Below are 21,001 nucleotides of genomic sequence, written 5' to 3' on the forward strand. Positions count from 1 at the left end.
CCAACCCAGCTACTGCGCAGCTTTGCAGCCCGCGCGAGCCGATGGAGTGCCCGCCAGACACAGCAGGACCGGACGGGGTTGCGCTCCCCTAAGCGCCATTCACGCCCGGCAAGATTATCCCTTTGGGCCAAGCCCTAACTAAAACAGGATTACTCATGTCCTTTGCTTCCCTCGGTCTCTCCGAGGCTTTAGTCCGCGCCATCGAGGCAGCGGGCTATACCGAGCCTACTCCGGTGCAACAGCGGGCCATTCCCGCCGTGTTGCAAGGTCGCGACCTGATGGTTGCGGCTCAGACAGGTACTGGTAAAACCGGCGGTTTCGCCCTCCCGATCCTGGAGCGGTTGTTTCCCAATGGTCACCCGGACAAATCCCAACGTCACGGCCCGCGCCAACCGCGCGTACTGGTCCTGACCCCAACCCGCGAACTCGCAGCCCAAGTGCACGACAGCTTCAAGCTGTATGCCCGCGACTTGAAGTTCGTCAGCGCCTGCATCTTCGGCGGCGTCGGCATGAACCCACAGGTTCAGGCCATGTCCCGTGGTGTCGACGTGCTCGTAGCCTGCCCGGGTCGCTTGCTCGACCTGTGCGGCCAAGGCAGCGTCGATTTGTCCCACGTGGAAATCCTCGTGCTGGACGAAGCCGACCGCATGCTCGACATGGGCTTTGTCCATGACGTGAAAAAAGTCCTCGCCCGCCTACCGGCCAAACGGCAGAACCTGCTGTTCTCGGCAACGTTCTCCCAGGACATCACCGCCCTGGCCGGCAAGCTGCTGCATAACCCGGAACGCATCGAAGTCACGCCGCCGAACACCACGGTCGAGCGTATCGAGCAACGCGTGTTCCGCCTGGCCGCCAGCCACAAGCGCTCGCTGCTGGCGCACCTGATCACCCACGGCGCGTGGGAACAGGTGCTGGTGTTCACCCGTACCAAGCACGGCGCCAACCGCCTGGCAGAGTACCTGGACAAGCACGGCCTCACCGCCGTCGCCATCCACGGCAACAAGAGCCAGAACGCACGCACCAAAGCCCTGGCCGACTTCAAGGCCGGCAGCGTGCGTATCCTGGTGGCCACCGATATCGCCGCACGCGGCCTGGATATCGACCAATTGCCACACGTGGTCAACTTCGAGCTGCCAAACGTCGATGAAGACTATGTGCACCGTATCGGCCGTACCGGCCGTGCCGGTCGTTCGGGCGAGGCCATTTCGTTGGTCGCGCCGGATGAAGAAAAGCTGCTGAAAAGCATCGAACGCATGACCAAGCAGAAAATCGCCGATGGCGACCTGATGGGCTTTGATGCCAGCGCCGTGGAGGCCGAGAAGCCAGAAGCGCGCGAGCGTCCAGACGTGCGCAACCCGCGCAACCCACGTGGTCCGAAGGGCGATGGCCCGAACGGCGGCGGTGGTGGCGGTGGTCGTCGCGACAAAGGCAAGGACAAGGGCAAGGAAAAAACCGCGAGCAGCAGCCGTGGCGAACGCCCGGCTCGTGAGCAGAAGCCCCGTGAAGGCACCCCGGCCCGCGAACAGCGCCAGCCGAGCCAGCCACCACGCGCCGCGGCCGACCGCGCCCCGGACGAGTTCCTTGACGACGATATCGATAACTTCGGTAACCGCGTCGACTACGTGCCCCAGGCCAAACCGGCCCAGGGCCGTGGCCGTCGTCCAGGGGCTCCGGCCCAGGGCGCAGGCGCTCCACGTAGCGGCCAGCCACAGGGCGGTCGCCAGAACGCCCCGCGCAACAGCAGCGGCGGCACCACTGGCACCCCGCCTGCCAAGCGCAGCGGCCCGCGTAATGGCGCACCGCGTGACGGCCAGGCACGTCGCGAAGATTCACGCAGCAACAACCGCCGCCCTGCCCGTGACGATCAGCCTCGCTCGTCCGAGCCTGCAGTACAAAACCCACGGGGTGGCCCGGCGCCGAAGATCATCCACAAGGAGTCGAAAGCGGATCGCTTCCCGACACCTGAGCAGTTGGATCAACTGCCAGGCCGCCCTCGTGGTGAGAAACCAGCGCTGCTGACTCGCAACCGCGAAGCATAAAAAAAACCCGTATCGTGAGATACGGGTTTTTTTGCCTGTAGGAGCTAGCTCGCGAAGGTCGTCAACGATAACGCGGGCATCCTGGTTTAACGCGGTGTCCTTGCGGCCTTCGCGAGCAAGCTCGCTCCTACATACGAAGCATTACTTCGCTTTCACACCTTCAAACGTGATGTACAACTGCACGTTGTCAGACTGTGGACCTACGTCCATGCCGTCCTTGTTGAATTCCTTGCGGCTGATGTTGGTGGTGCCTTCGAAACCGGCACGGTAGCCGCCCCATGGATCCTTGCCTTCGCCCAGGAACGTGGCTTTGACCAGGATCGGCTTGGTCACGCCGTGGAAGGTCAGGTCCCCGGTCACATCAGCAGTCAGCTTGCCATCAGCATTTTTGCCAGTTGGCTTGACGCTGGTGGAAACGAACTTGGCATCAGGGAATTTACCCGACTCCAGGAAGTCCTTGCTGTTGACGTGCTTGTCGCGCTCGGCGTGGTTGGAGAACACGCTGGCAGTACGCACGTTGACTTCAATCTTGGCATCTTCGGGCTTGGCGGCGTCAAAGCTGAACTTGCCATCCAGGTCCTTGAAGGTACCGGTGATGTAGCTGTAGCCCAGGTGGCTGATTTTGAAGTCGACGAAGGCGTGCTGGCCTTCCTTGTCGATTACGTAGTCAGCGGCCATCGCCGAACCTGCGGACAGCAGGGCAGAACCGATTGCCAGCGCAGCGAGTGTTTTTTTCAACATGCTTTCTATTCCTTGTGAGTCGAGGTTGAACATCAGGCTTTGCGTCCCAGCATTCGCGCAAGGGTCGCATCACGATCGATAAAATGGTGTTTCAGTGCCGCCACGCCGTGCAAGCCGGCGAAGACCACCAACACCCAGGCCAGGTACAGGTGCACCCAACCCGCGGTATCTGCCTGGTCCGGTAGACCGGAAACCACGGCAGGAATTTCAAACAGGCCAAACACCGGGATACCGACACCGTCTGCGGTGGAAATCAGGTAACCGGCAATCATCACGGCAAACAGCCCGACATAAAGGAACGCGTGCCCAAACGCGGCGCCGATCCGCGTCATGCGGCTATAGGTGGCCAGCGGTGGGGGCGGCGGGCTGACCAGGCGCCAGACGATCCGCACCAGCATAATGGCGAACAGCGTGATGCCAATGCTCTTGTGCAAGTCGGGCGCATCTTTGCGCCAGGCGCTGTAGTAATCGAGACCGACCATCCACAAGCCCAGGGCAAATAAACCGAACACCACCAGGGCTACGCCCCAGTGCAGAACCATGCTGACCCAACCATAGCGGGCCGGCGAATTACGTAGCTGCATGTACTTAATCCCGTAAGAACTGTGCCCAAGACTAGCGCTTTACCTATCGAATTAAAGCGGAAAATTTTGCTTTGAAATATCGAGAAATACGATAAAGAGGCTAGGCATCATAAATTAACAAGGGATTAAGACTATCCCTGGGAAACGTGACAGACCGTCCTGCATTTACTGCGAATTTCCCCACAATGGCTTGTGACCCGAGCCACCATTGCATAGGCTTGCGCGATTGTTTCGCCTGTGCCCGCCGCAGGACCGCTTCGAGGAGATCACCGATGGGCTTGAACAACCAGTGGATGCAACGCGACCTCGCGGTGCTGTGGCATCCCTGCACCCAGATGAAAGACCACCAGCAACTGCCGCTGGTGCCCATCAAGCGCGGTGAAGGCGTATGGCTGGAAGACTTCGAAGGCAAGCGCTACCTCGATGCCGTCAGTTCCTGGTGGGTCAACGTATTCGGCCACGCCAACCCACGGATCAACCAGCGTATCAAGGATCAGGTCGATCAGCTGGAGCACGTGATCCTCGCCGGTTTCAGCCATCAACCGGTGATCGAGCTGTCCGAACGCCTGGTCGCGATGACGCCCGAAGGGCTGACCCGCTGCTTCTACGCCGATAACGGTTCGTCCTGCATCGAAGTGGCGCTGAAGATGAGCTTCCACTACTGGCTCAACCGCGGCCAGCCGAACAAAAAGCGCTTCGTCACCCTCACCAACAGCTACCACGGCGAAACCATCGCCGCGATGTCGGTGGGCGACGTGCCGTTGTTTACCGAGACCTACAAGGCGCTGCTGCTCGACACTATCAAGGTGCCGAGCCCGGACTGCTACCTGCGCCCCGAAGGCATGAGCTGGGAAGAACACTCGCGCACCATGTTCCTGGCGATGGAACAGACCCTGGCCGACCATCACGACACCGTTGCCGCCGTCATTGTCGAACCGCTGATCCAGGGCGCCGGTGGCATGCGCATGTACCACCCGGTGTACCTCAAGCTGCTGCGCGAAGCCTGCGACCGCTACGGCGTGCACCTGATCCACGACGAAATCGCCGTGGGCTTCGGCCGCACCGGCAGTATGTTTGCCTGTGAACAAGCCGGCATCCGCCCGGACTTCCTGTGCTTGTCCAAGGCCCTTACCGGCGGTTACCTGCCGCTGGCCGCGGTGGTTACCACGGAAGACGTCTACAGCGCGTTCTACGATGACTACCCCACACTGCGCGCCTTCCTGCACTCCCACAGCTACACCGGCAACCCGCTGGCCTGTGCGGCGGCGTTGGCAACGCTGGATATCTTTGAAGAAGACAACGTCATCGAGAACAACAAGGCCCTGGCCCAGCGTATGGCCACCGCCACCGCGCACCTGGTGGACCATCCTCACGTGTCGGAAGTGCGCCAGACCGGCATGGTGCTGGCCATCGAGATGGTGCAGGACAAAGCCACCAAGGCCGCCTACCCGTGGCAGGAGCGCCGTGGCCTGAAGGTCTTCGAGCACGCGCTGGAGCGCGGTGCGCTGCTGCGGCCGTTGGGCAGCGTGGTGTATTTCCTGCCGCCTTATGTAATTACCCCCGAGCAGATCGACTTTCTGGCCGAGGTGGCCAGCGAGGGGATCGATATCGCCACCAACAGCAAGGTCAGTGTGGCGGTGCCGAAAGATTTCCATCCAGGCTTCCGTGATCCGGGTTGATTGCCTAAATCCTTGTAGGAGCGAGCTTGCTCGCGAAGGCATTCCAGGCGCGCCGCTGCGCCTACATAAACTTCTTCAGAGAACAGAAATGAGACTGTCCCGCTTTTTCACCGACACCCCGCTGAGCCTCGGCGATCACGAACTGCCCGAAGCCCAGGCGCATTACATCAGCCGTGTGTTGCGCATGGGTGAAGGCGATGCCGTGCAACTGTTCGACGGCTCTGGCCAGGAGTTTAGTGGCACCTTGCTGGAAGTCGGTAAAAAACGCGTCACCGTGCAACTCACCGATAGCTTTGCCGGCCAAGCCGAATCGCCCCTGCATATTCACCTCGGCCAGGGCCTGTCCCGGGGCGAGCGCATGGACTGGGCGATCCAGAAGGCCACTGAATTGGGCGTCAACGCGATCACACCGATCTTCAGCGACCGCTGCGAGGTACGCCTCAAGGACGAACGCGCCGACAAGCGCTTGCTGCACTGGCGCCAGGTGGCAATCAGCGCGTGCGAGCAATGTGGGCGCTCAACGGTGCCGGTGATTCACCCTCCGCTCTTGCTGGCAGACTGGCTCAAGCAAACCGAGGCGGACTTGAAGCTGGTGCTGCACCCGGTGGCAGAGCCGATGATCAGCCACGCCAAGCCATCGAGCCTGGCGTTCTTGATCGGTCCCGAAGGGGGGCTCACCGATAATGAAGTCGCGACCGCCCAAGACGCCGGCTACCACGCCGCTCGCCTCGGCCCGCGGGTGTTGCGTACCGAGACCGCCCCCGTCGTCGCACTCTCCGTCGCCCAACAACTCTGGGGCGACTTCTAACCTCACCCTGTAAACCCAATCAACTGTGGGAGCTGGCTTGCCTGCGATAACGGTGTTTCAGGCAGTTAATTTACAACTGACAGACCGCTATCGCAGGCAAGCCAGCTCCTACAGTTTTATCGGGTTACCCAAGGCTTACTCCACTGGGTCACTCACCGGCTTGGCGATGATCGCTTTCAACTCGCTGGTCATCGGGAACTCCAGGTTCAAGCCCTTGGGCGGAATCGGCTGCTCGAACCAGCGCTGGTAAATCCCGTTGATCTCTCCCGAGCGGTACAGCTCGCCCAGGGTTTCGTTGACCACCGCGAGAAACTGCGGGTCATCCTTGCGCACCATGCAGCTGTATATCTCCCGTGATTGCTCCTCGCCCACCACCACCCAATGATGCGGGTCCTTGGCCTTGGCGCGCTCGCCGTAGAGCAACGCGTCGTCCATATAAAACGCTACGGCCCGGCCAGTCTCGAGCATCTTGAACGCTTCGCCATGGTCCTTGGCGCTGATCACGAACATATTGGCTTTGTGTTCAGCGTTATAACTTTTGAGAAAGCGCTCATTGGTGGTACCGGCAGTGGTCACCACATTCTTGCCCGCAAGGTCGGCAAAGCCTTTGATCCCGCTGTCCTTGGCCGTGAGCAACTGGCCCTTTACGTAGATAAACCCGTAGGAGAATGCCACCTGCTTCTGCCGCTCAGCCGTCACGCCAGTGGAGCCGCACTCCAGGTCGACAGTGCCGTTCTGCACCAGCGGGATGCGGGTTTGGGACGTCACCAGGTTGTATTTCACCTTGAGGTCGCCCACTGAGGTTTTCTGCTGGATACGCTCGACAATCTTGTTTGCCAGGTCCACCGAGTAGCCCATCGGTTTACCACTGCTATCCCCCACGTAGGAAAACGGCACCGACGCATCGCGGTAGCCCAGGGTGATGGACTTGGCGCTGGCGATCTTGCTCAAAGTGCCCGCCAGCGGCGCTTCGGTTGCATGCGCCTGCGCGCCCCACAAAAGGCCCAGGGCGCAGCCGGTCAACAGGATCTTTTTCATTGTTATTCTCCGTTGGTCTTTGAGGTTATTTACGTATTGCAATCACGCTGATTTCCACCAGCACACTCGGCCGCGCCAGCTCTGCTTGCAAGGTAGTGCGCGTGGGCGCCATGCCTGGCGAGAGCCATGCGGACCAGACATCATTCATCGGTGCAAAACCGGCACCGATGTCCTTCAGGTAAATCGTGGCGTTGAGTAAGTGATCCTTATCGCTGCCCGCCTCGGCCAACAGCGCGTCGATCCTGGCCAGCACTTGCCGGGTCTGAGTAGCCACATCCAGGCCGTCGCCCGGTACCTGGCCCGAAAGGAACACCAGGTCCTTGAACGTCACGGCGCCGCTGAGTCGTTCGTTGCTATTGATTCGGGTAATGGTCATGACTGCATCCTCAAGCGGCGCGGGGCGTCAGGCCCTGCATATCAATGGAAGGGGGGCGCTGGTCGATCAGCTCGGCCAGCAGTTGGCCGCTGCCGCAGGCCAGGGTGAAGCCCAGTGCGCCATGCCCCAGATTCAGCCACAGGTTGCGGTAGGCGCTGGCACCGATCAATGGCACGCCCGTCGGTGTTGCCGGGCGCATACCGGCCCATTCGACCGCCTGGGCGTAGTCACCGGCCAAAGGAAACGTTTCCAGCGCCTGACGCTTTATCAACGCCAGGCGCTTGGGCTCAAGACGCGCATCAAAGCCGACAATATCCACCATGGCCGCGATCCGCAGTTGCTCACCTATGCGTGCATAGACGATCTTGCGGTCGTAGTCGGTGATGCTTACGTTCGGTGCTTTGTGCTGCTCGCCGATCGGCACGCTCAGGCTGTAGCCCTTGAGCGGATACAGCGCCAGCGACAAGCGCGGCAATGCCAGCTCGGCACTGCGATGCCCGGCAGCCAATACCAGTTGATCGACCGGCATCACTTCATGGCCCAACTCGATGGCCTGCACCGCACCGTCGGCGTGACGAACCCCGGTAACCTTGCGCCCCAGCAAAAATGTGCAACGCCCGGACGCTTCCAACCTGGCGGCCAGGCGTTGGCAAAAGGCATGACAGTCCGCAACTTCTTCACTGGGCGTATAGATGCCTCCGACAAAATCCCGCGCCGCCAAGGAAGGTTCCAGGCGTTGGCAGTCGGCCATCGACAGTACCTGCTGCTGCAGGATGTCTGTGACGTTTGCACGCGCACGCTCGAAGGTCCCGGCATTCCGGAAAGTCACCAGCTTGCCGTTGCACCGCCAGTCGAAGCCGTCCAGCCGATCGTCGACACGCCATTGCTGCAAGGTGCCTTGGCTCAGGCTCGCCAGCCGCAGCAAGTGGGCAGCGTTGCGCTTGTTCACCGAGCCCCGGCATGCGCCGACGAATGCAGCCATCCAGCGCCATTGCCGGGGGTCGAGGCGAGGGCGCAGCTTGAGCGGAGAGTCCCCACGCAACAGCCACCCCATCGCCTGCAGCGGCACGCCCGCGTCGGCCAGCGGTGCAACATAGCGATAGGACAGCTGCCCACCGTTGGCGAAACTGGTTTCGCTCCCCAGGGTGTCACGGGCGTCTATCACCGTGACCTCGTGGCCTGCCCGCACCAGTGCGTAAGCACTGGCCAGGCCGATGACCCCACCACCGATGATGCAAACCTGCCTCGCCATCCCAGCCCCCGACCGTTGATTAACTGAAGGCCAAGCGTAGGCGCAGGTGACAGGCCACCGACAATGAATAAAGATGGGTCACCTATAAACAAAGGTTATGGACCTGCCATGCGCTTGCGTCATATCGAAATCTTCCAGGCCATTCGCCAGACTGGCTCGATCAGTGCCGCCGCGCAGTTGCTGCACGTCTCGCAACCGGCGGTGACCAAAGTGTTGCAGCACGCCGAATTGCAGCTGGGCTTTGCGCTGTTTCTGCGTGTACGCGGCAAATTGCAACCCACGCCGGAAGCCCTGGCGCTGGAACGCGAAGTCGAGAAAGTCACCGAGAGCTTGCAAGGTGTACGGCGCCTGGCCAAGAGCCTGCGCCGCGCCCCAGGGCAAAGCGTACGCATTGGTGCGATACCCGCGCTGGCCCTGTCGCTGCTGCCTCCAGCGATTCTGGAATGGAAGCGCGAATACCCCGACATGGCTTGCGAGCTGTCCAGCGACCATAGCCGTGAGCTGGTCCAGAAGCTGTTAATGCGCGAAATCGACCTGGCGCTGACCCTCAATTTTTCCGGACATCCGGGGTTGACCACACAGGTGCTGGCCAATGGCGTGCTGGTTGCATTGGCGTCCAAGGGCTATTGGTCGGCGGCTGAAATCAACCGGCCATTGCCGCTGAGCGAACTGGCGGGCGCGCCATTGATCGGGCTCTCCAGTGCCGATCCGCTGGCGACCAAGCTGGACAGCTACCTGGAGAACGTTGATCCACCGCCACGGGTGACCATCTCGGTGCAAACCTATTCCCTGGCCCGGGCGATGGTAGAGTCCGGCGCCGGCTTGACGGTGATCGACCCCTTTACCGCCCTCGGCGCATCGACGGCAACCACCTGTATCCGCACCCTCACGCCCCCCCTGCCGATCACCCTCTACGCCCTGACCCGCGGCGATGAGCCACCGCCGCATATGCTGGCCAAGCTGCTGCAGATTTTCGGCAATCGTGCCTGTGAGTTGCTCGAGCGCCTTTAAAGAGCAGCCACCAGCATTCACAGCACGTAATGCATGATCGCCACAAAATGCAGGAGGCTGCCGCCAATCACAAACAAATGCCAGATGCCATGGGAATGACGCAGGCGATCTTCCAGGGCAAAAAAGATGATGCCCACGGTGTACAACACCCCACCCGCGGCCAACCAGATAAACCCTGCCGTGCCCAGCGCCGCGATCAGCGGCTTGACCGCCACCAGCACGATCCAGCCCATTACCGCGTAGATCACGATGGACAGAATCCGCGCCTCCGAGCGCGGCTTGATCTCTTGCAGGATGCCAATCACCGCCAGCCCCCACACGATCCCGAACAGCGTCCAGCCCCACGGCCCGCGCAGGCTTACCAGGCAGAACGGTGTGTAGCTGCCGGCGATCAACAGGTAGATCGAGAAGTGATCGACCTTCTGCATGATCTCTTTTCGCCGCCCCCGCACGCTGTGGTACACCGTCGACGCGCTGTACAGCACCATCAGGGTAAAACCATAAATCGCCACGCTGACGATTTTCCAGGGGCTGCCGTCCAGGCTCGCCACCACCAACATCCACACGGCGCCAATACACGCCGCGACTGCACCGAGCAAATGGCTCCAGGCGTTGAACCGTTCCCCGTGATACATCTATCGTTGACCTCCCCTCACCGTTGACGACTGTCGGCAAGCCTCCAGCCTTGCGTATCAGAGTGCAAGCGGCGTGTGACGTTCCAGCGACGAGGGCCGCGTTTGCAGGCACAATCGAGCGCAATCGAACAAGAGCCCAAGGCCATGCTGATCGACGAAGAATTCACCCTCAAGAAGCTGGAGATCTTCCTGGCGTTCATGCGCACCGGCAACCTGGCCCGCGCGGCCGCCGAGTTGCAAACCAGCAATGTCAGCGTGCACCGCGCCATTCACTCCCTGGAAAGTGCCCTGCGCTGCCCGCTGTTCAAACACGAGGGGCGCAACCTCACCCCGCTGGAAAGCGCCTACGTGCTCGAAGAGCGTGCGCAAAAACTGGTGGCCGACGTGGTCGACAGCGTGCGCCTGACCCGCGAAGCCGCCGGGTTCTCGGCCGAACGCTTCAAGCTCGGCTCGCTGTATTCGCTGACGGTCAAGACCGTGCCGCAGTTGATCATGGGTCTGAAAATCAGGCGCAGCGAACTCAATATCGACCTGATCCTGGGCTCCAACTTCGACCTGCTCTACAAGCTCAAGAACATGGAGGTCGATGCGATCCTCATCTCCCTGGACGATCACGCCACCGATTCGGATTGTGAGCAGATCGCGCTGTTCAGCGATGACATCTTCCTTGCCACGCCGGCCGACTCCCCCTTGGACCGCAATCAGGAAATCGACCTGGCCGATGTACGGGATGCCACCTTCATCACCCTCACCCAGGGCTTCGCCACCCATCAGGACGGCAACCGGGTGTTTAAACAGGCAGGGTTCGAACCGAAGGTGGCGATGCAGGTAAACGACATCTTCACCTTGCTGAGCATGGTCAGTTCAGGGGTGGGTTATGCGCTGCTGCCAGGACGTATCGCAGCGGTGTATGAGAACCGCGTGAAGCTGATACCGCTGCAGCCCAGGTATCGGTTGCAGCAGCAGATCGGTGTGGTGTTTTTGAAAGCCAAGGAGCGCGACCCGAACCTGCTGGCGTTGTTGGCAGAGTGTCGGATGTATGCCAATCGCCAAAGCTGAGGACGATTGCTCCCACGCTCTGCGTGGGAGCGCAGCTTAGGACGCTCCGCGTCCGCTTTTTGACCGTGACGCAGAGCGTCACAAGAGGCGTTCCCACGCGGAGCGTGGGAACAATCATCCCCCGTCAGCCCACCAACCCACGCATCAGCAAAAACAACAACGACGGCCCCAACAAACACCCCAGCGCCGTATAGAACGCCGCCGTCAGACACCCATAAGGCACCAGCTTCGGATCAGTCGCCGCCAGGCCGCCCGCCACACCGCTGGAGGTGCCCATCAAGCCACCGAAGATCACCGCACTGCGTGGGTTGTTCAGCCCGATCAGCGGCGCTACGAACGGCGTCATCACCATCACCAGAATGGCCTTGATCAACCCCGCGGCAATGGACAGCGCCATCACCTCGGAGCTGGCCCCAATCGCCGCACCGGTCACCGGGCCGACGATATAGGTCACGGCCCCGGCACCGATGGTGGTGAGGCTCACCGCATCGGTGTACCCGAACGCCATCGCCACCCCGACCCCTGCAACGAACGACGAGCCCACGCCGACAAACAGCGCCAGTACACCCACGTAGCCGGCGCGTTTGAGCTCATCGACACTCACACCAAACGCCGTGGCGACAATGGCAAAGTCCCGCAACATCGCACCACCGAGCAGGCCGATGCCTGACAACAATGGAATATCCACCACGCCCTTGGAACCACCGGTAAACGCACCGCCCACATACGACAGCGCCAACCCCAGCAGAATGGCAATAGCCGAACCATGCAGGCGGCCCTTGGTGAAGGTATCGGAGATCCAATAAGACACCCACATGGTCAGGCCGATCACGGCAAAACCACTGATCAAGCCGTAGCCGGTGATCACTTTCATCATCGATTCGTACATGGCGATCACCCGGCTTCTTTGGTGGGAACAGGAGCAACCGGCTCGCGGTTACCGATACGCACCAGCACGGGCACCAGGGCAAAGCCGAGCACCACCGCGAGGGTCCCGGCCAGAATCGCCATAGGCCCACCGCTGATGGCGCCATACACGTTTTGCTGGGCAGCCATCGCCACCACAATCGGGATATACACCGCCGCCCAGAAACTCACGCCTTGCTCTGACTTGCCGGTAAACAGGCCGCGTTTGCTCAGGTAGCTGCCCAGGCCGATCAACAGCAGCATGGCAATACCCACCCCGCCGACGTTGGCCGGGATACCCAACAGCTTGCCCAGCAGTTCACCCACCAACAGCCCTGCCAACGTGCAGAACGCCAAAAAAGCCACACCGTAGATAATCATGGTTGTTGTCCTCAAAGTGCTCGTTCGAAATTGTTGTTTTTGTGCTTCGAAAGCCTTGGGTACTGCGTTATCGGTGGCGGCGCTCCTCCTCTTGCAGCAGGGCCTGCAAGGTGTCCAGGCGGGCGCCTTCGCAGGCGATCACCGTGCCTTGTTCAAAAACACGGCGTGACAGACCGGTGAGCACCGCGCCCGGAGGCAGTTCGATTTGCAGTCGCACACCGCGCTCGTAGGCGCTCTGCACCGTGCCGCGCCAATCGACAACGCGGCACATATTGAAGGCCAGGTCGTCACGCAGTTGTTCGGGGTTGTGGATAGGTCGCGCGCGGGTGCTGCTCAGGTAAGTGATGCGCGGCGCCTTGAGTGGGACGAAGGCTTGGAACAGAGCCTGGGCGGGTTGCTCCAGCAACGGGCAGTGAGACGGCACGCTGACCGCCAAGCGCTTGGCGACACCGTTGCCTTTGATGCGCTCGGCAACCCGCTTCATCCCCTCGTTGCTGCCGGCGATGACGGTCTGGTTATCGGCATTGATATTGGCCAGGTACACCGGCGTTTGCGCGTTGTGGATATCCGCCAGCAGCGCTTCGACACTGGAGAGATCAGGGCCGATCAGCGCCGTCATGCCATAGCCCTGTGGATAAGCCTGCTGCATCAACTCGCCACGCAGGCTGACCAGTTTTATCGCATCAGCAAAACCCAGGGAGCCGGCGATCACCGCAGCCGGGTAGGCGCCGATGGACAGGCCCGCCACATAATCCGGCGTGCACGCCAATTGCCGGGCATGGGCCACGCCGGCGATCAACAGGCACAGTTGCACAGCCCGCGTCGATTCCAGCGCCTGCGCCGAGTCGAGCAGACGAACGTCTTCACCCAGGGCATCACTGGCCTCTTGCAGAATGTCGGCCGGCAACCCCTGGAGCATGCCGCTGCGTTGGGCGCCCTGCCCCGGAAACACCAGAAGGCTGCTCATGTCACGGTCTGCCAAGGGTCGAGCACAAGGTGCGCACCGCTGACGGTCTTGAGCAGTACACGGCGTGAGGGCCCGGCCCATTCGCGCAAGGCGACGGCGCCGAACGGGGTTTGCAGTTGCAGGTCGACGGCGCAGGGCGCGGTGTCCAGGATCGCCAACAACGCTTGCGCCTCGCTACGACCTAAAGGATTGGGCGTGCACAGAATCAAATCCAGGTCACTGTTGGCATGCAGCGCTTCAATGCCACTGGCCAATTCAAACCCGGCACTGCCGCTGACGCCCCAGTCTTGCTGCGCCAGCACCGGCCGCAGTTGATCGAGGGCCCGCAGCGCCGGTAAATCCCGTGGTGAGAGCACCTCGCGCAAGGCTTGCGGCACCACCCGCCGATGCACCGCCGCCACAGGCATCCGGGCGGCAAAACGCTGCTCACGCAAACGCCCACGCACACCGACCGCCACATGGCCCGGCTCGGCGATGGCACGCCGCACCACCACCGGATGCCCGGCACGGATCGCGTCCCGCACCCAGACCGGGGCATCGGCAGGCAGATGCGCCAGGGTCATACCCCAGAGCAAATCGTGGGCGTTCACCATTGCTCCCGCAACAGCTGGCGCACATGGCTGGAGGCGGCTCGGTTGGTGGCGCCGAGGCGTGAACTCAAGTCGGTACTGCCGATATCCTTGACCGCCTGCACCAGGCAATCGCTGACCCGCGCCACGTCATCCGCCGTGGGTTGTTCAATCCGGGTGACTGACAACGTCTCCCACAGCAATCCCAGGCTGGCATAGCTGTCGATGTCATAGGCCATCGGCGGCACGCTGGCGGCCAGGGTTTCCAATTCTTCGACGCTGCGCAAGGTCACCCGGGCGGCCGAGGCTTTGCCCATGGCATGCACCATCACGCCGGGGTCGCGCAGGGCAATCAGGCGATTGGCCTGGTAGCCGTGGGCGAGGAACGCGCCCGACATGGCCTTGCCCACCAGCAGGGCGATCACCGGGTGGCCGGCAAGCCGAGCGCGAGCGTAGCTGTCAGCCGCGGCGGCCAGGGCCTGATGAATGCCAAGGGCCTCTTCGCGACGGCCATAAGCTTGGCTGGGTACGTCGACGATAGCGATGATAGGACGCTTGTCACCCCGGGCGATGGCTTCGTCCACCGCCTTGGCCAAGCCCCAGCCTTCCAGCAGGCCGACTTCGCCATTGCGGGCGCGGGGGAAGCGGTTGTGCGGGTCGGGAACCACGGCGATATAGCGCACCGCCTGTTCACCCAATACTCCATCCGCCACTTTCAATGAGCCCGGCAAACCTTCCACCGGCGTTGCGTTGGCGCTCAACGCGTTGAACCACTGCAAGCCTCTCATGAGCGTTCTCCCTCATACAGCGCGCGAACAGTCGCCGGCTCGATTTGCGCGCTCGCGTCCAGTTCGGCCAGGCGTGCCAGGTAAAAATCAGCGCGCCGGCTACGCGGTTGTGCGGGTACACCTTGCTGCAACAGTGTGCTGACGGTCTGCTGGATCTGCGCCACATCGTCCGCCACATAACGGTCGGCCAAGCCGCTGTTGAAACGCTGCTCGCCACCGGTAAGGCTCCAGATAAAGGGGCGGTCACGGGAGTCGTATTCCTCCAGGCCCGCCTCCTGCTCGATCACCTGCGGGCCATTCAAGCCCAGGCGTGCTTCGCGAGTGACCACCAGGTAGCTGCACAAGCCAGCCGCGATGGACATGCCCCCAAAGCAACCGACACTGCCGGCCACCACACCGATCACTGGCTGGTACTGGCGCAGGTCGACAATCGCCGCGTGAATGTCGGCAATGGCGGCCAGGCCCAGGTTGGCTTCCTGCAAGCGCACCCCACCGGTTTCCAACAGCAACACGGCGCAGGTGGGGATGCCGTTGCGGTTGTCTTCGGCGGCCAGCTCCAAGGCGCCCGCGATTTTTGCGCCGCCAACTTCACCCAGGCTGCCGCCCTGGAAATTGCCTTCGATCGCGGCAATCACTACAGGCTTGGCGCCGATGCTGCCCTTGGCGATCACCACACCGTCATCGGCCTGGGACACCACGCCTTGGCGGCTGAGCCACGGCGACATGACCCGCTGGAACGGGTCGATCAACTCGCGGAAGGTGCCTGCATCCAACAGCGCCTTGGCGCGCTGGCGGGCACCGAGTTCCACAAAGCTGTGTTTAGCGAGTAGGTCAGTCATGGCCGATCTCCTCGAAACCTTGCTCCAGGCGCAAGCGCACCACACCGGGCGTGGCACCGAAGTCGTGGATATCAATGTTCAGGGCCGGCGGCGTCTGCTCCTGGAAGATGCGTTCGAACAGGTGCTGCCAGCGTTGCTGCGCGCCATTGACCGAGGTTTGCACCTGGATGGTCAAGGTGCCGGGCGTGCCCGGCTCCAGCAGCACTTCCAGGTCGCCCGAGCCGACGCAACCCACCAGCGCACGGCCTTTGGGGGGCTGCCCGGCGGGGAATTCAAAGGATAAGGTTTCCATCACAACGCTCCGTCGAGGCGGTCGATAAACAGGCAGGCGGCCAACAGGTCGGCGGCGCCGCCGGGGGAGGCATTCAAGGCCAGCAGTTGCAGGTCCAGCTCATGCAGTTGGCGGCGTCCGGCCAGGGTTGCACTGCCACCGGCGTCGAGCACGGCTTGGGCGCCCTGTTGCATGGTGGCCAGGCCTTCGGTACCGGCGCGGTAAAGCACGCAGGTGTCTGCCAGGTCCGTCATGATCGCCAGCAAAGCATCCAGGCGGGCGTTCTGCTCACCGGCGTTTTCGCGGCGGCTCTTGTGCAGTTGCGGCAGGCCGCGTTGAATCACCGAAGGGAAGCCGAGCTGGGCTTCTTCACGGGCACCGCGTGCGCCGTAGCGCTGCGCAACCTGGGCCCCATGGCTCATGGGCTGCGGGGCGAAGCGGTCGTTGAGCAGGGCCAGCTTGGCGGCGGTCAGGGTTATGGCACGCGGTTCCAAGGCCACCGCAGCGGTGAGCAACCCCAGCGCCCAGATCGCACCGCGATGGGTGTTCACGCCCTGGGTGGTGGCGAGCATGGCCTGCTCGCCTTCCCGGCCAATACGCCCGAGCGCCTCGCGCAGGGGCAGGCCGACTTCGCCGATGTCGAGCGCGGCCTCGGCCATTTCCTTGAACATCGGCCACAGCGACAGCGCCGAGGCGTGCATCAGCCCCAGGTGCAAATCGCTGTGGGCGCCGTTGCCGCGCCGGTCTACCAGAGCGGGTTTGGGCGACAAATCCGCTTCGTCGATCAGCGCATCCACGGCCATATCCGCCAGGCGATCGGCCAGGCTCAGTTCATGCTGTTTGAGCGCGCGCATTTACCAGCTCCTGAATTTGGCGGGCGGGTTGTAGAGGCCACCAGACCAGTCCACCAGGTCGGCCACGCTCTTGGCGGCCAACAACTCGCGGGTGGCGTCGGTGCGGCGAATACCCAAATCTTCGGGCAAGGCAATCAAGCCTTCGCGGCGCATACGCGCAGTGTCCTTGGGGTTGTGGCGCATACCGATGGCGGTCACCCCGGCGACGGCGGCGATCATTGCCTGGCGTTCTTCCAGGGAGCGCGCCTTGTACAGGTAGGCGATGCCTTCTTCGGTGAGCAAGTGGGTGACGTCGTCGCCGTAGATCATGATGGGCGCCAGGGGCATGCCGCTTTTGCGGGCCACTTCCACTGCGTCCAAGGTGTCGACAAAGGTCGGTTTGCCGCCTTCCTGGAAGGTCTCGACCATTTGCACCACGAGTTTTTTGCCGCGTTCAAGCAAGGCCTCAGGCGCATCGTCGTGGCGCATATCCAGCCAGGCCGGTGTGCCATGACGGCGGCCCCGTGGGTCGTGGCCCATGTTCGGCGCGCCACCGAAACCGGCGAGGCGGCCACGGGTCACGGTGCTGGAATGCCCGTCGCCATCCACTTGCAGGGTGGCGCCGATAAACAGGTCCACGGCGTATTGGCCGGCGAGTTGGCAGAACATGCGGTTGGAGCGCATGGAGCCATCGCGGCCGGTGAAGAACACATCCGGGCGTGCGGCAATGTAGTTTTCCATGCCCAGTTCGGTGCCGAAGCAATGCACACTCTCCACCCAACCGCTTTCAATCGCCGGGATCAATGTGGGGTGCGGGTTGAGTGTCCAGTTGCGGCAGATCTTGCCTTTCAGACCCAGGGATTCGCCGTAGGTGGGCAGGATCAATTCGATGGCAGCAGTGTTGAAGCCGATGCCATGGTTGAGCGACTGCACATTGTGTTTTTCGTAGATGCCACGGATCGCCATCATCGCCATCAACACATGCACCGGCTTGATATGGCGTGGGTCGCGGGTGAACAGCGGCTCGATGTAGAACGGCTTATCGGCCACCACCACGAAATCCACCCAACTGGCGGGAATGTCGACGCGAGGCAAGTCGGTAACGTCGTCCACCAACTGGTTGACCTGCACGATGACGATGCCATCGCTGAAGGCAGCGGGTTCGATCAGCGCCGGGGTGTCTTCGGTGCTGGCGCCGGTGTAGATATTGCCGGCGCGGTCAGCCATGAAGCCGGCAGAAAGCACCACGTTGGGGATCAGGTCCACCACCAGCCGGGCGTAAAGTTCGATGTAGGTGTGGATCGCGCCGATTTCCAGCAGGCCGTCTTCCAGCAACTGGCTGATGCGCAGGGATTGGGTGCCGGCGAAGGAGAAATCGAGCTTGCGAGCGATGCCCTTTTCAAACAGGTCCAAGTGCTCGGAACGCCCGACGCTGGGCATGATCATGTGCAAATCGTGGAGCTTGGCCGGGTCGGCCTTGGCCAGGGAGCGCGAGAGAAAATCGGCCTGCTTCTGGTTGTTGCCCTCCAGCACCACGCGGTCGCCGGGGAGGATCAGGGCTTCAAGGGCCTCGACGATCTTGTCACTGGGCAACACCGCCCCGTCTGCATACTGTTTGACCAGCCCGAGCCGCCGCTGCTTCTCGTCGCGCCGCCGCGTCCAGCGCGAGTCGGGGGTGATGGTTGTTGTCATGGTCGCTCCACGGGGGGTTGCTGTCGTGGGGCTAACCTTAGGAGTGAAGCGCAAAGGCATCAATCAAGCTGGAGGACGAACCGTTACGCCTGGAGTAACGAAGATCAAACTGTGGGAGCTGGCTTGCCTGCGATAGCTGTAGGTCAGCTACTGAGATGTTGACTGACAGGCCGCTATCGCAGGCAAGCCAGCTCCCACATGGGTCGGTGGTGTTGGTTAGATAGCGGTCCCTGATTGGGGCCGTTTCAAGAAGCTGGGGACGGGCTGACTTGCTCCAATGCGCTATCGATCAGCAACTGCCCCAACTCGGCCATTTGCTGGATCCCCAGCATGATGGCGCGCTGGGAAGTGTCCAGGTCGAAGGCCAGGTTGCAGGTGAGCGCATTGAGCGAGGACAGGGTTTCGCTGGCATTGACCAGCAGGGTTTCGTTGTCTTGGTGGGGGTTTACGGTGAAAAGGGGTGGATTGGGCGTAGGTTTGACCATGACTTACAGCTCCGATATGTGATGGAGCTACCCTCTTCCGCTTGCACGCGACTCAAGGTGGCAGCTGTACGCAGGTGTGCAAGACCGGGCATATCGGACCCCGGCAGACTCCGAAGAATCTCCCACGCACAGCCGCCATAACGAGTACAGCAGGCATAAAAAACGCCCGTTGAATGGCTATGGGCGTTGGTGCGCCGACATGTAACCGGACCTGCACGTCCGTGTCAGCGTTTTTTGCGATGACGGGACGAAGACTAGGCGTGCGGACCTCTCACCACTAGTTCATGCACGGCCCAAAATCTTGCAGGAAAAATCCGAAGCCTTTTATGTCGAAGGGCATGCAGGAAGTTTCATACAGCGTTTTGGGGTTGTTGCTTGGAACTGGTCCTTCTAGCCTTCGCGGTTGAATGCCCATAGTCGAAGGACGCACCAACATGCCGATGCACAACCCACCTCACCCAGGTGAAATTTTACTTGAGGACGTTATCCCAGCCTTGGGTATCACCATTACCGAGATGGCGCGACGCCTTGGTTTCGCCCGTGAGACTTTTTCAAGGATCCTGCATGGCCACGCCCCGGTCAGCCCGGACCTTGCCGTTCGGTTGGAACGGGCTGGCGTGAGTAAAGCCCAGTTATGGTTGTCGATGCAAAGTGCCTACGACTTATGGCAGGCCGAGCATCGGGAGCAGCCAGTGATTGAACGGTTTGCGCGGATTGATTGAAACCTGGAAATGAGCGCAGCTCAGTGTGGGAGCTGGCTTGCCTGCGATGGCGGTGGGTCAGTGCTTGATGCAGTGACAGAAACACCGCTATCGCAGGCAAGCTGAACTGGCCTAATGATTTTGGACACTTCAATCGGGCGTTATGATAGCGCCCAAATCTGAGGTGTTTGGATATGCGTAAATCTTATTCGAGTGAGTTCAAGCTCAAGGCTGCCAGCATGGTGCTGGATGAAGGCCAGCCGGTTACTGAGGTCTGTGCCAGCCTAGATATCGGCCCCACTGCTCTACGCCGCTGGGTCGATCAAGTGCAGAAAGAACGCCTGGGTTCGACCCCGGTAGGGGCCAAGGCGATTACCGCTGATCAGCGAGAAATCCAGAGGCTCAAAGCCCTACTCAGGGAGAAAGACCTGGACATTGAAATCCTAAAAAAGGCCAGTGCTCTCCTGCTTTTGGACGCCAAAGATCATTCACGCTGATCGATGAGCTGGACGAGCAATACGGCGTTAAAAGGTGTTGCCGGGCGTTTGGGATCAACCGTAGTAGTTTCTACGCCTGGCGCCAGCGCCAGGGCAGAGCAAATCCTGAACGGGACAAGCTCAAAGCCGCGCTGGTCAAGCACCACAGGGCGTCCAGAGAGTCGGCCGGCGCACGTACTTTGTCCAAGGAGCTAAAAGCCAAAGGGCATCGTATCGGACGTTATATGGCTCGCAGTTTGATGCGCGAAGCTGGCATCGCTAGTCGTCAGCGCAGGCGCCATAAGTACAAGTCGCCGGGCGTTGAGGCATTGGTTGCGCCGCACGTGCTCAAGCGAAAATTTGATGTAACGGCGGTTAACCAGGTGTGGTGTGGCGACGTAACTTACATCAAGGTCGGCAAGCGATGGATGTACTTCGCCGCCGTTCTGGATTTGTACGCTCGGAGGATCGTGGGTTGGTCGTTCTCGATGATTTCTGATGCCAATCTGACCTGCGAAGCGCTACGCATGGCGGTTGAGCTACGCGGCCGCCCCCAGGATGTGTTGTTTCATTCAGACCAAGGTTGTCAGTACACCAGTCATAAATTCCGAAACGAGCTTGTGAAACACGGATTTAGACAAAGTATGAGCCGTAAAGGCGAGTGCTGGGACAACGCCCCCATGGAGCGTTTCTTTGGTAGTTTGAAATCAGAGTGGGTTCCTGAAACGGGCTACAAACTGGAACATGAGGCCCGGGCAGACGTGCAGCGCTATGTCTCGCGCTACAACATCAGCAGGCCTCACAGCTACAACGACTACCGGTCGCCGGTCGCGAAGGAAAGGTTGGCGGCGTGAACCTTAATCGGTGTCCA

The 21,001-nt window shown here is 61.4% G+C and carries 24 protein-coding genes; 8 read left to right on the plus strand and 16 right to left on the minus strand.

The window, feature by feature from the left end; translation table 11 throughout:
* Positions 1–155 precede the first annotated feature (155 nt).
* Complete coding sequence (locus RHM69_RS19005; protein ID WP_014720297.1) at positions 156–2,039, plus strand: DEAD/DEAH box helicase; 1,884 nt, start codon at positions 156–158, stop codon at positions 2,037–2,039.
* A gap of 141 nt (positions 2,040–2,180) precedes the next feature.
* Here the strand turns inward: RHM69_RS19005 and RHM69_RS19010 are convergent, their stop codons facing one another.
* Positions 2,181–2,780 (minus strand): YceI family protein, encoded by a 600-nt coding sequence (locus RHM69_RS19010; protein WP_014720298.1) that lies wholly within the window; start codon positions 2,778–2,780, stop codon positions 2,181–2,183.
* Between the two features lie 32 nt (positions 2,781–2,812).
* Positions 2,813–3,364 carry a cytochrome b gene (locus RHM69_RS19015; protein WP_019817734.1) on the minus strand — a complete coding sequence of 184 codons (552 nt, stop codon included), beginning with the start codon at positions 3,362–3,364 and terminating at the stop codon, positions 2,813–2,815.
* Between the two features lie 272 nt (positions 3,365–3,636).
* Between RHM69_RS19015 and RHM69_RS19020 the strand changes: the two genes are divergently transcribed.
* Entirely contained in the window at positions 3,637–5,043 is a 1,407-nt protein-coding gene (locus RHM69_RS19020) for an adenosylmethionine--8-amino-7-oxononanoate transaminase (RefSeq protein WP_019817735.1), read from the plus strand.
* Between the two features lie 88 nt (positions 5,044–5,131).
* Positions 5,132–5,851 (plus strand): 16S rRNA (uracil(1498)-N(3))-methyltransferase, encoded by a 720-nt coding sequence (locus tag RHM69_RS19025; protein ID WP_014720301.1) that lies wholly within the window; start codon positions 5,132–5,134, stop codon positions 5,849–5,851.
* A 135-nt stretch (positions 5,852–5,986) separates the two neighbouring features.
* Here RHM69_RS19025 and RHM69_RS19030 read toward each other — a convergent pair whose 3' ends face one another.
* From RHM69_RS19030 to RHM69_RS19040, 3 genes are read right to left on the minus strand one after another with little or no spacing between them, the layout of a single operon-like run.
* On the minus strand, positions 5,987–6,889 hold the full coding sequence (locus RHM69_RS19030; protein WP_200600289.1) for a transporter substrate-binding domain-containing protein: 903 nt from the start codon (positions 6,887–6,889) through the stop codon (positions 5,987–5,989).
* Between the two features lie 25 nt (positions 6,890–6,914).
* Positions 6,915–7,265 (minus strand): RidA family protein, encoded by a 351-nt coding sequence (locus RHM69_RS19035; protein WP_020301903.1) that lies wholly within the window; start codon positions 7,263–7,265, stop codon positions 6,915–6,917.
* Positions 7,266–7,275: 10 nt separating this feature from the next.
* Entirely contained in the window at positions 7,276–8,517 is a 1,242-nt protein-coding gene (locus RHM69_RS19040) for a D-amino acid dehydrogenase (protein WP_014720304.1), read from the minus strand.
* A gap of 108 nt (positions 8,518–8,625) precedes the next feature.
* Between RHM69_RS19040 and RHM69_RS19045 the strand changes: the two genes are divergently transcribed.
* Positions 8,626–9,528, plus strand: a complete 903-nt coding sequence (locus RHM69_RS19045; RefSeq protein ID WP_014720305.1) for a LysR family transcriptional regulator — start codon at positions 8,626–8,628, stop codon at positions 9,526–9,528.
* Between the two features lie 17 nt (positions 9,529–9,545).
* On the opposite strand, the gene trhA is transcribed toward RHM69_RS19045, so the two are convergent.
* Positions 9,546–10,163: a PAQR family membrane homeostasis protein TrhA gene (trhA, locus tag RHM69_RS19050; RefSeq protein WP_020301905.1), complete on the minus strand. Its 618-nt coding sequence runs from the start codon at positions 10,161–10,163 to the stop codon at positions 9,546–9,548.
* A 144-nt stretch (positions 10,164–10,307) separates the two neighbouring features.
* Here trhA and RHM69_RS19055 point away from each other — a divergent pair, with 144 nt between their 5' ends.
* Entirely contained in the window at positions 10,308–11,222 is a 915-nt protein-coding gene (locus RHM69_RS19055) for a LysR substrate-binding domain-containing protein (protein WP_060766828.1), read from the plus strand.
* 124 nt (positions 11,223–11,346) lie between these two features.
* Here the strand turns inward: RHM69_RS19055 and madM are convergent, their stop codons facing one another.
* From madM to RHM69_RS19105, 10 genes are all read right to left on the minus strand, one after another.
* Complete coding sequence (madM, locus tag RHM69_RS19060) at positions 11,347–12,111, minus strand: malonate transporter subunit MadM (protein ID WP_003195023.1); 765 nt, start codon at positions 12,109–12,111, stop codon at positions 11,347–11,349.
* A gap of 5 nt (positions 12,112–12,116) precedes the next feature.
* On the minus strand, positions 12,117–12,509 hold the full coding sequence (madL, locus tag RHM69_RS19065; protein ID WP_019817741.1) for a malonate transporter subunit MadL: 393 nt from the start codon (positions 12,507–12,509) through the stop codon (positions 12,117–12,119).
* Positions 12,510–12,576: 67 nt separating this feature from the next.
* Positions 12,577–13,476 (minus strand): malonate decarboxylase subunit epsilon, encoded by a 900-nt coding sequence (gene mdcH, locus RHM69_RS19070; protein WP_058410813.1) that lies wholly within the window; start codon positions 13,474–13,476, stop codon positions 12,577–12,579.
* A complete protein-coding gene (locus RHM69_RS19075) occupies positions 13,473–14,069 on the minus strand; it encodes a malonate decarboxylase holo-ACP synthase (RefSeq protein ID WP_200600287.1) in 597 nt (198 codons plus the stop codon). The genes mdcH and RHM69_RS19075 overlap by 4 nt, the downstream gene beginning before the upstream one ends.
* Positions 14,063–14,833: a biotin-independent malonate decarboxylase subunit gamma gene (gene mdcE, locus RHM69_RS19080; RefSeq protein ID WP_003195030.1), complete on the minus strand. Its 771-nt coding sequence runs from the start codon at positions 14,831–14,833 to the stop codon at positions 14,063–14,065. The genes RHM69_RS19075 and mdcE overlap by 7 nt, the downstream gene beginning before the upstream one ends.
* Positions 14,830–15,672: a biotin-independent malonate decarboxylase subunit beta gene (locus RHM69_RS19085; RefSeq protein ID WP_014720311.1), complete on the minus strand. Its 843-nt coding sequence runs from the start codon at positions 15,670–15,672 to the stop codon at positions 14,830–14,832. The genes mdcE and RHM69_RS19085 overlap by 4 nt, the downstream gene beginning before the upstream one ends.
* Positions 15,665–15,964, minus strand: coding sequence for a malonate decarboxylase subunit delta (locus RHM69_RS19090; RefSeq protein ID WP_014720312.1), 300 nt, complete (start codon positions 15,962–15,964; stop codon positions 15,665–15,667). The genes RHM69_RS19085 and RHM69_RS19090 overlap by 8 nt, the downstream gene beginning before the upstream one ends.
* The gene (locus RHM69_RS19095; RefSeq protein WP_032902286.1) at positions 15,964–16,797 is read right to left on the minus strand and encodes a triphosphoribosyl-dephospho-CoA synthase; all 834 of its coding nucleotides are present in this window, start codon (positions 16,795–16,797) and stop codon (positions 15,964–15,966) included. Before RHM69_RS19095 ends, RHM69_RS19090 begins: the two co-directional genes overlap by 1 nt.
* Complete coding sequence (mdcA, locus tag RHM69_RS19100; protein WP_019817746.1) at positions 16,798–18,468, minus strand: malonate decarboxylase subunit alpha; 1,671 nt, start codon at positions 18,466–18,468, stop codon at positions 16,798–16,800.
* A 245-nt stretch (positions 18,469–18,713) separates the two neighbouring features.
* Positions 18,714–18,953 carry a DUF6124 family protein gene (locus RHM69_RS19105; RefSeq protein ID WP_019817747.1) on the minus strand — a complete coding sequence of 80 codons (240 nt, stop codon included), beginning with the start codon at positions 18,951–18,953 and terminating at the stop codon, positions 18,714–18,716.
* Between the two features lie 434 nt (positions 18,954–19,387).
* Here RHM69_RS19105 and RHM69_RS19110 point away from each other — a divergent pair, with 434 nt between their 5' ends.
* The 3 genes from RHM69_RS19110 to RHM69_RS19115 all read left to right on the plus strand — a co-directional run bounded on the left by RHM69_RS19110 (position 19,388) and on the right by RHM69_RS19115 (position 20,984).
* Positions 19,388–19,675, plus strand: coding sequence for a HigA family addiction module antitoxin (locus RHM69_RS19110; protein WP_005792245.1), 288 nt, complete (start codon positions 19,388–19,390; stop codon positions 19,673–19,675).
* 173 nt (positions 19,676–19,848) lie between these two features.
* Positions 19,849–20,151, plus strand: coding sequence for a transposase (locus tag RHM69_RS31140; RefSeq protein ID WP_014717988.1), 303 nt, complete (start codon positions 19,849–19,851; stop codon positions 20,149–20,151).
* 8 nt (positions 20,152–20,159) lie between these two features.
* On the plus strand, positions 20,160–20,984 hold the full coding sequence (locus tag RHM69_RS19115) for an IS3 family transposase (RefSeq protein ID WP_370706148.1): 825 nt from the start codon (positions 20,160–20,162) through the stop codon (positions 20,982–20,984).
* The last annotated feature ends 17 nt before the right edge of the window (positions 20,985–21,001 follow it).

Origin of the sequence: Pseudomonas sp. CCI1.1 (assembly GCF_034348165.1) — a bacterium.
In the GTDB taxonomy this organism is placed as follows: Bacteria; Pseudomonadota; Gammaproteobacteria; order Pseudomonadales; family Pseudomonadaceae; genus Aquipseudomonas; species Aquipseudomonas paracarnis.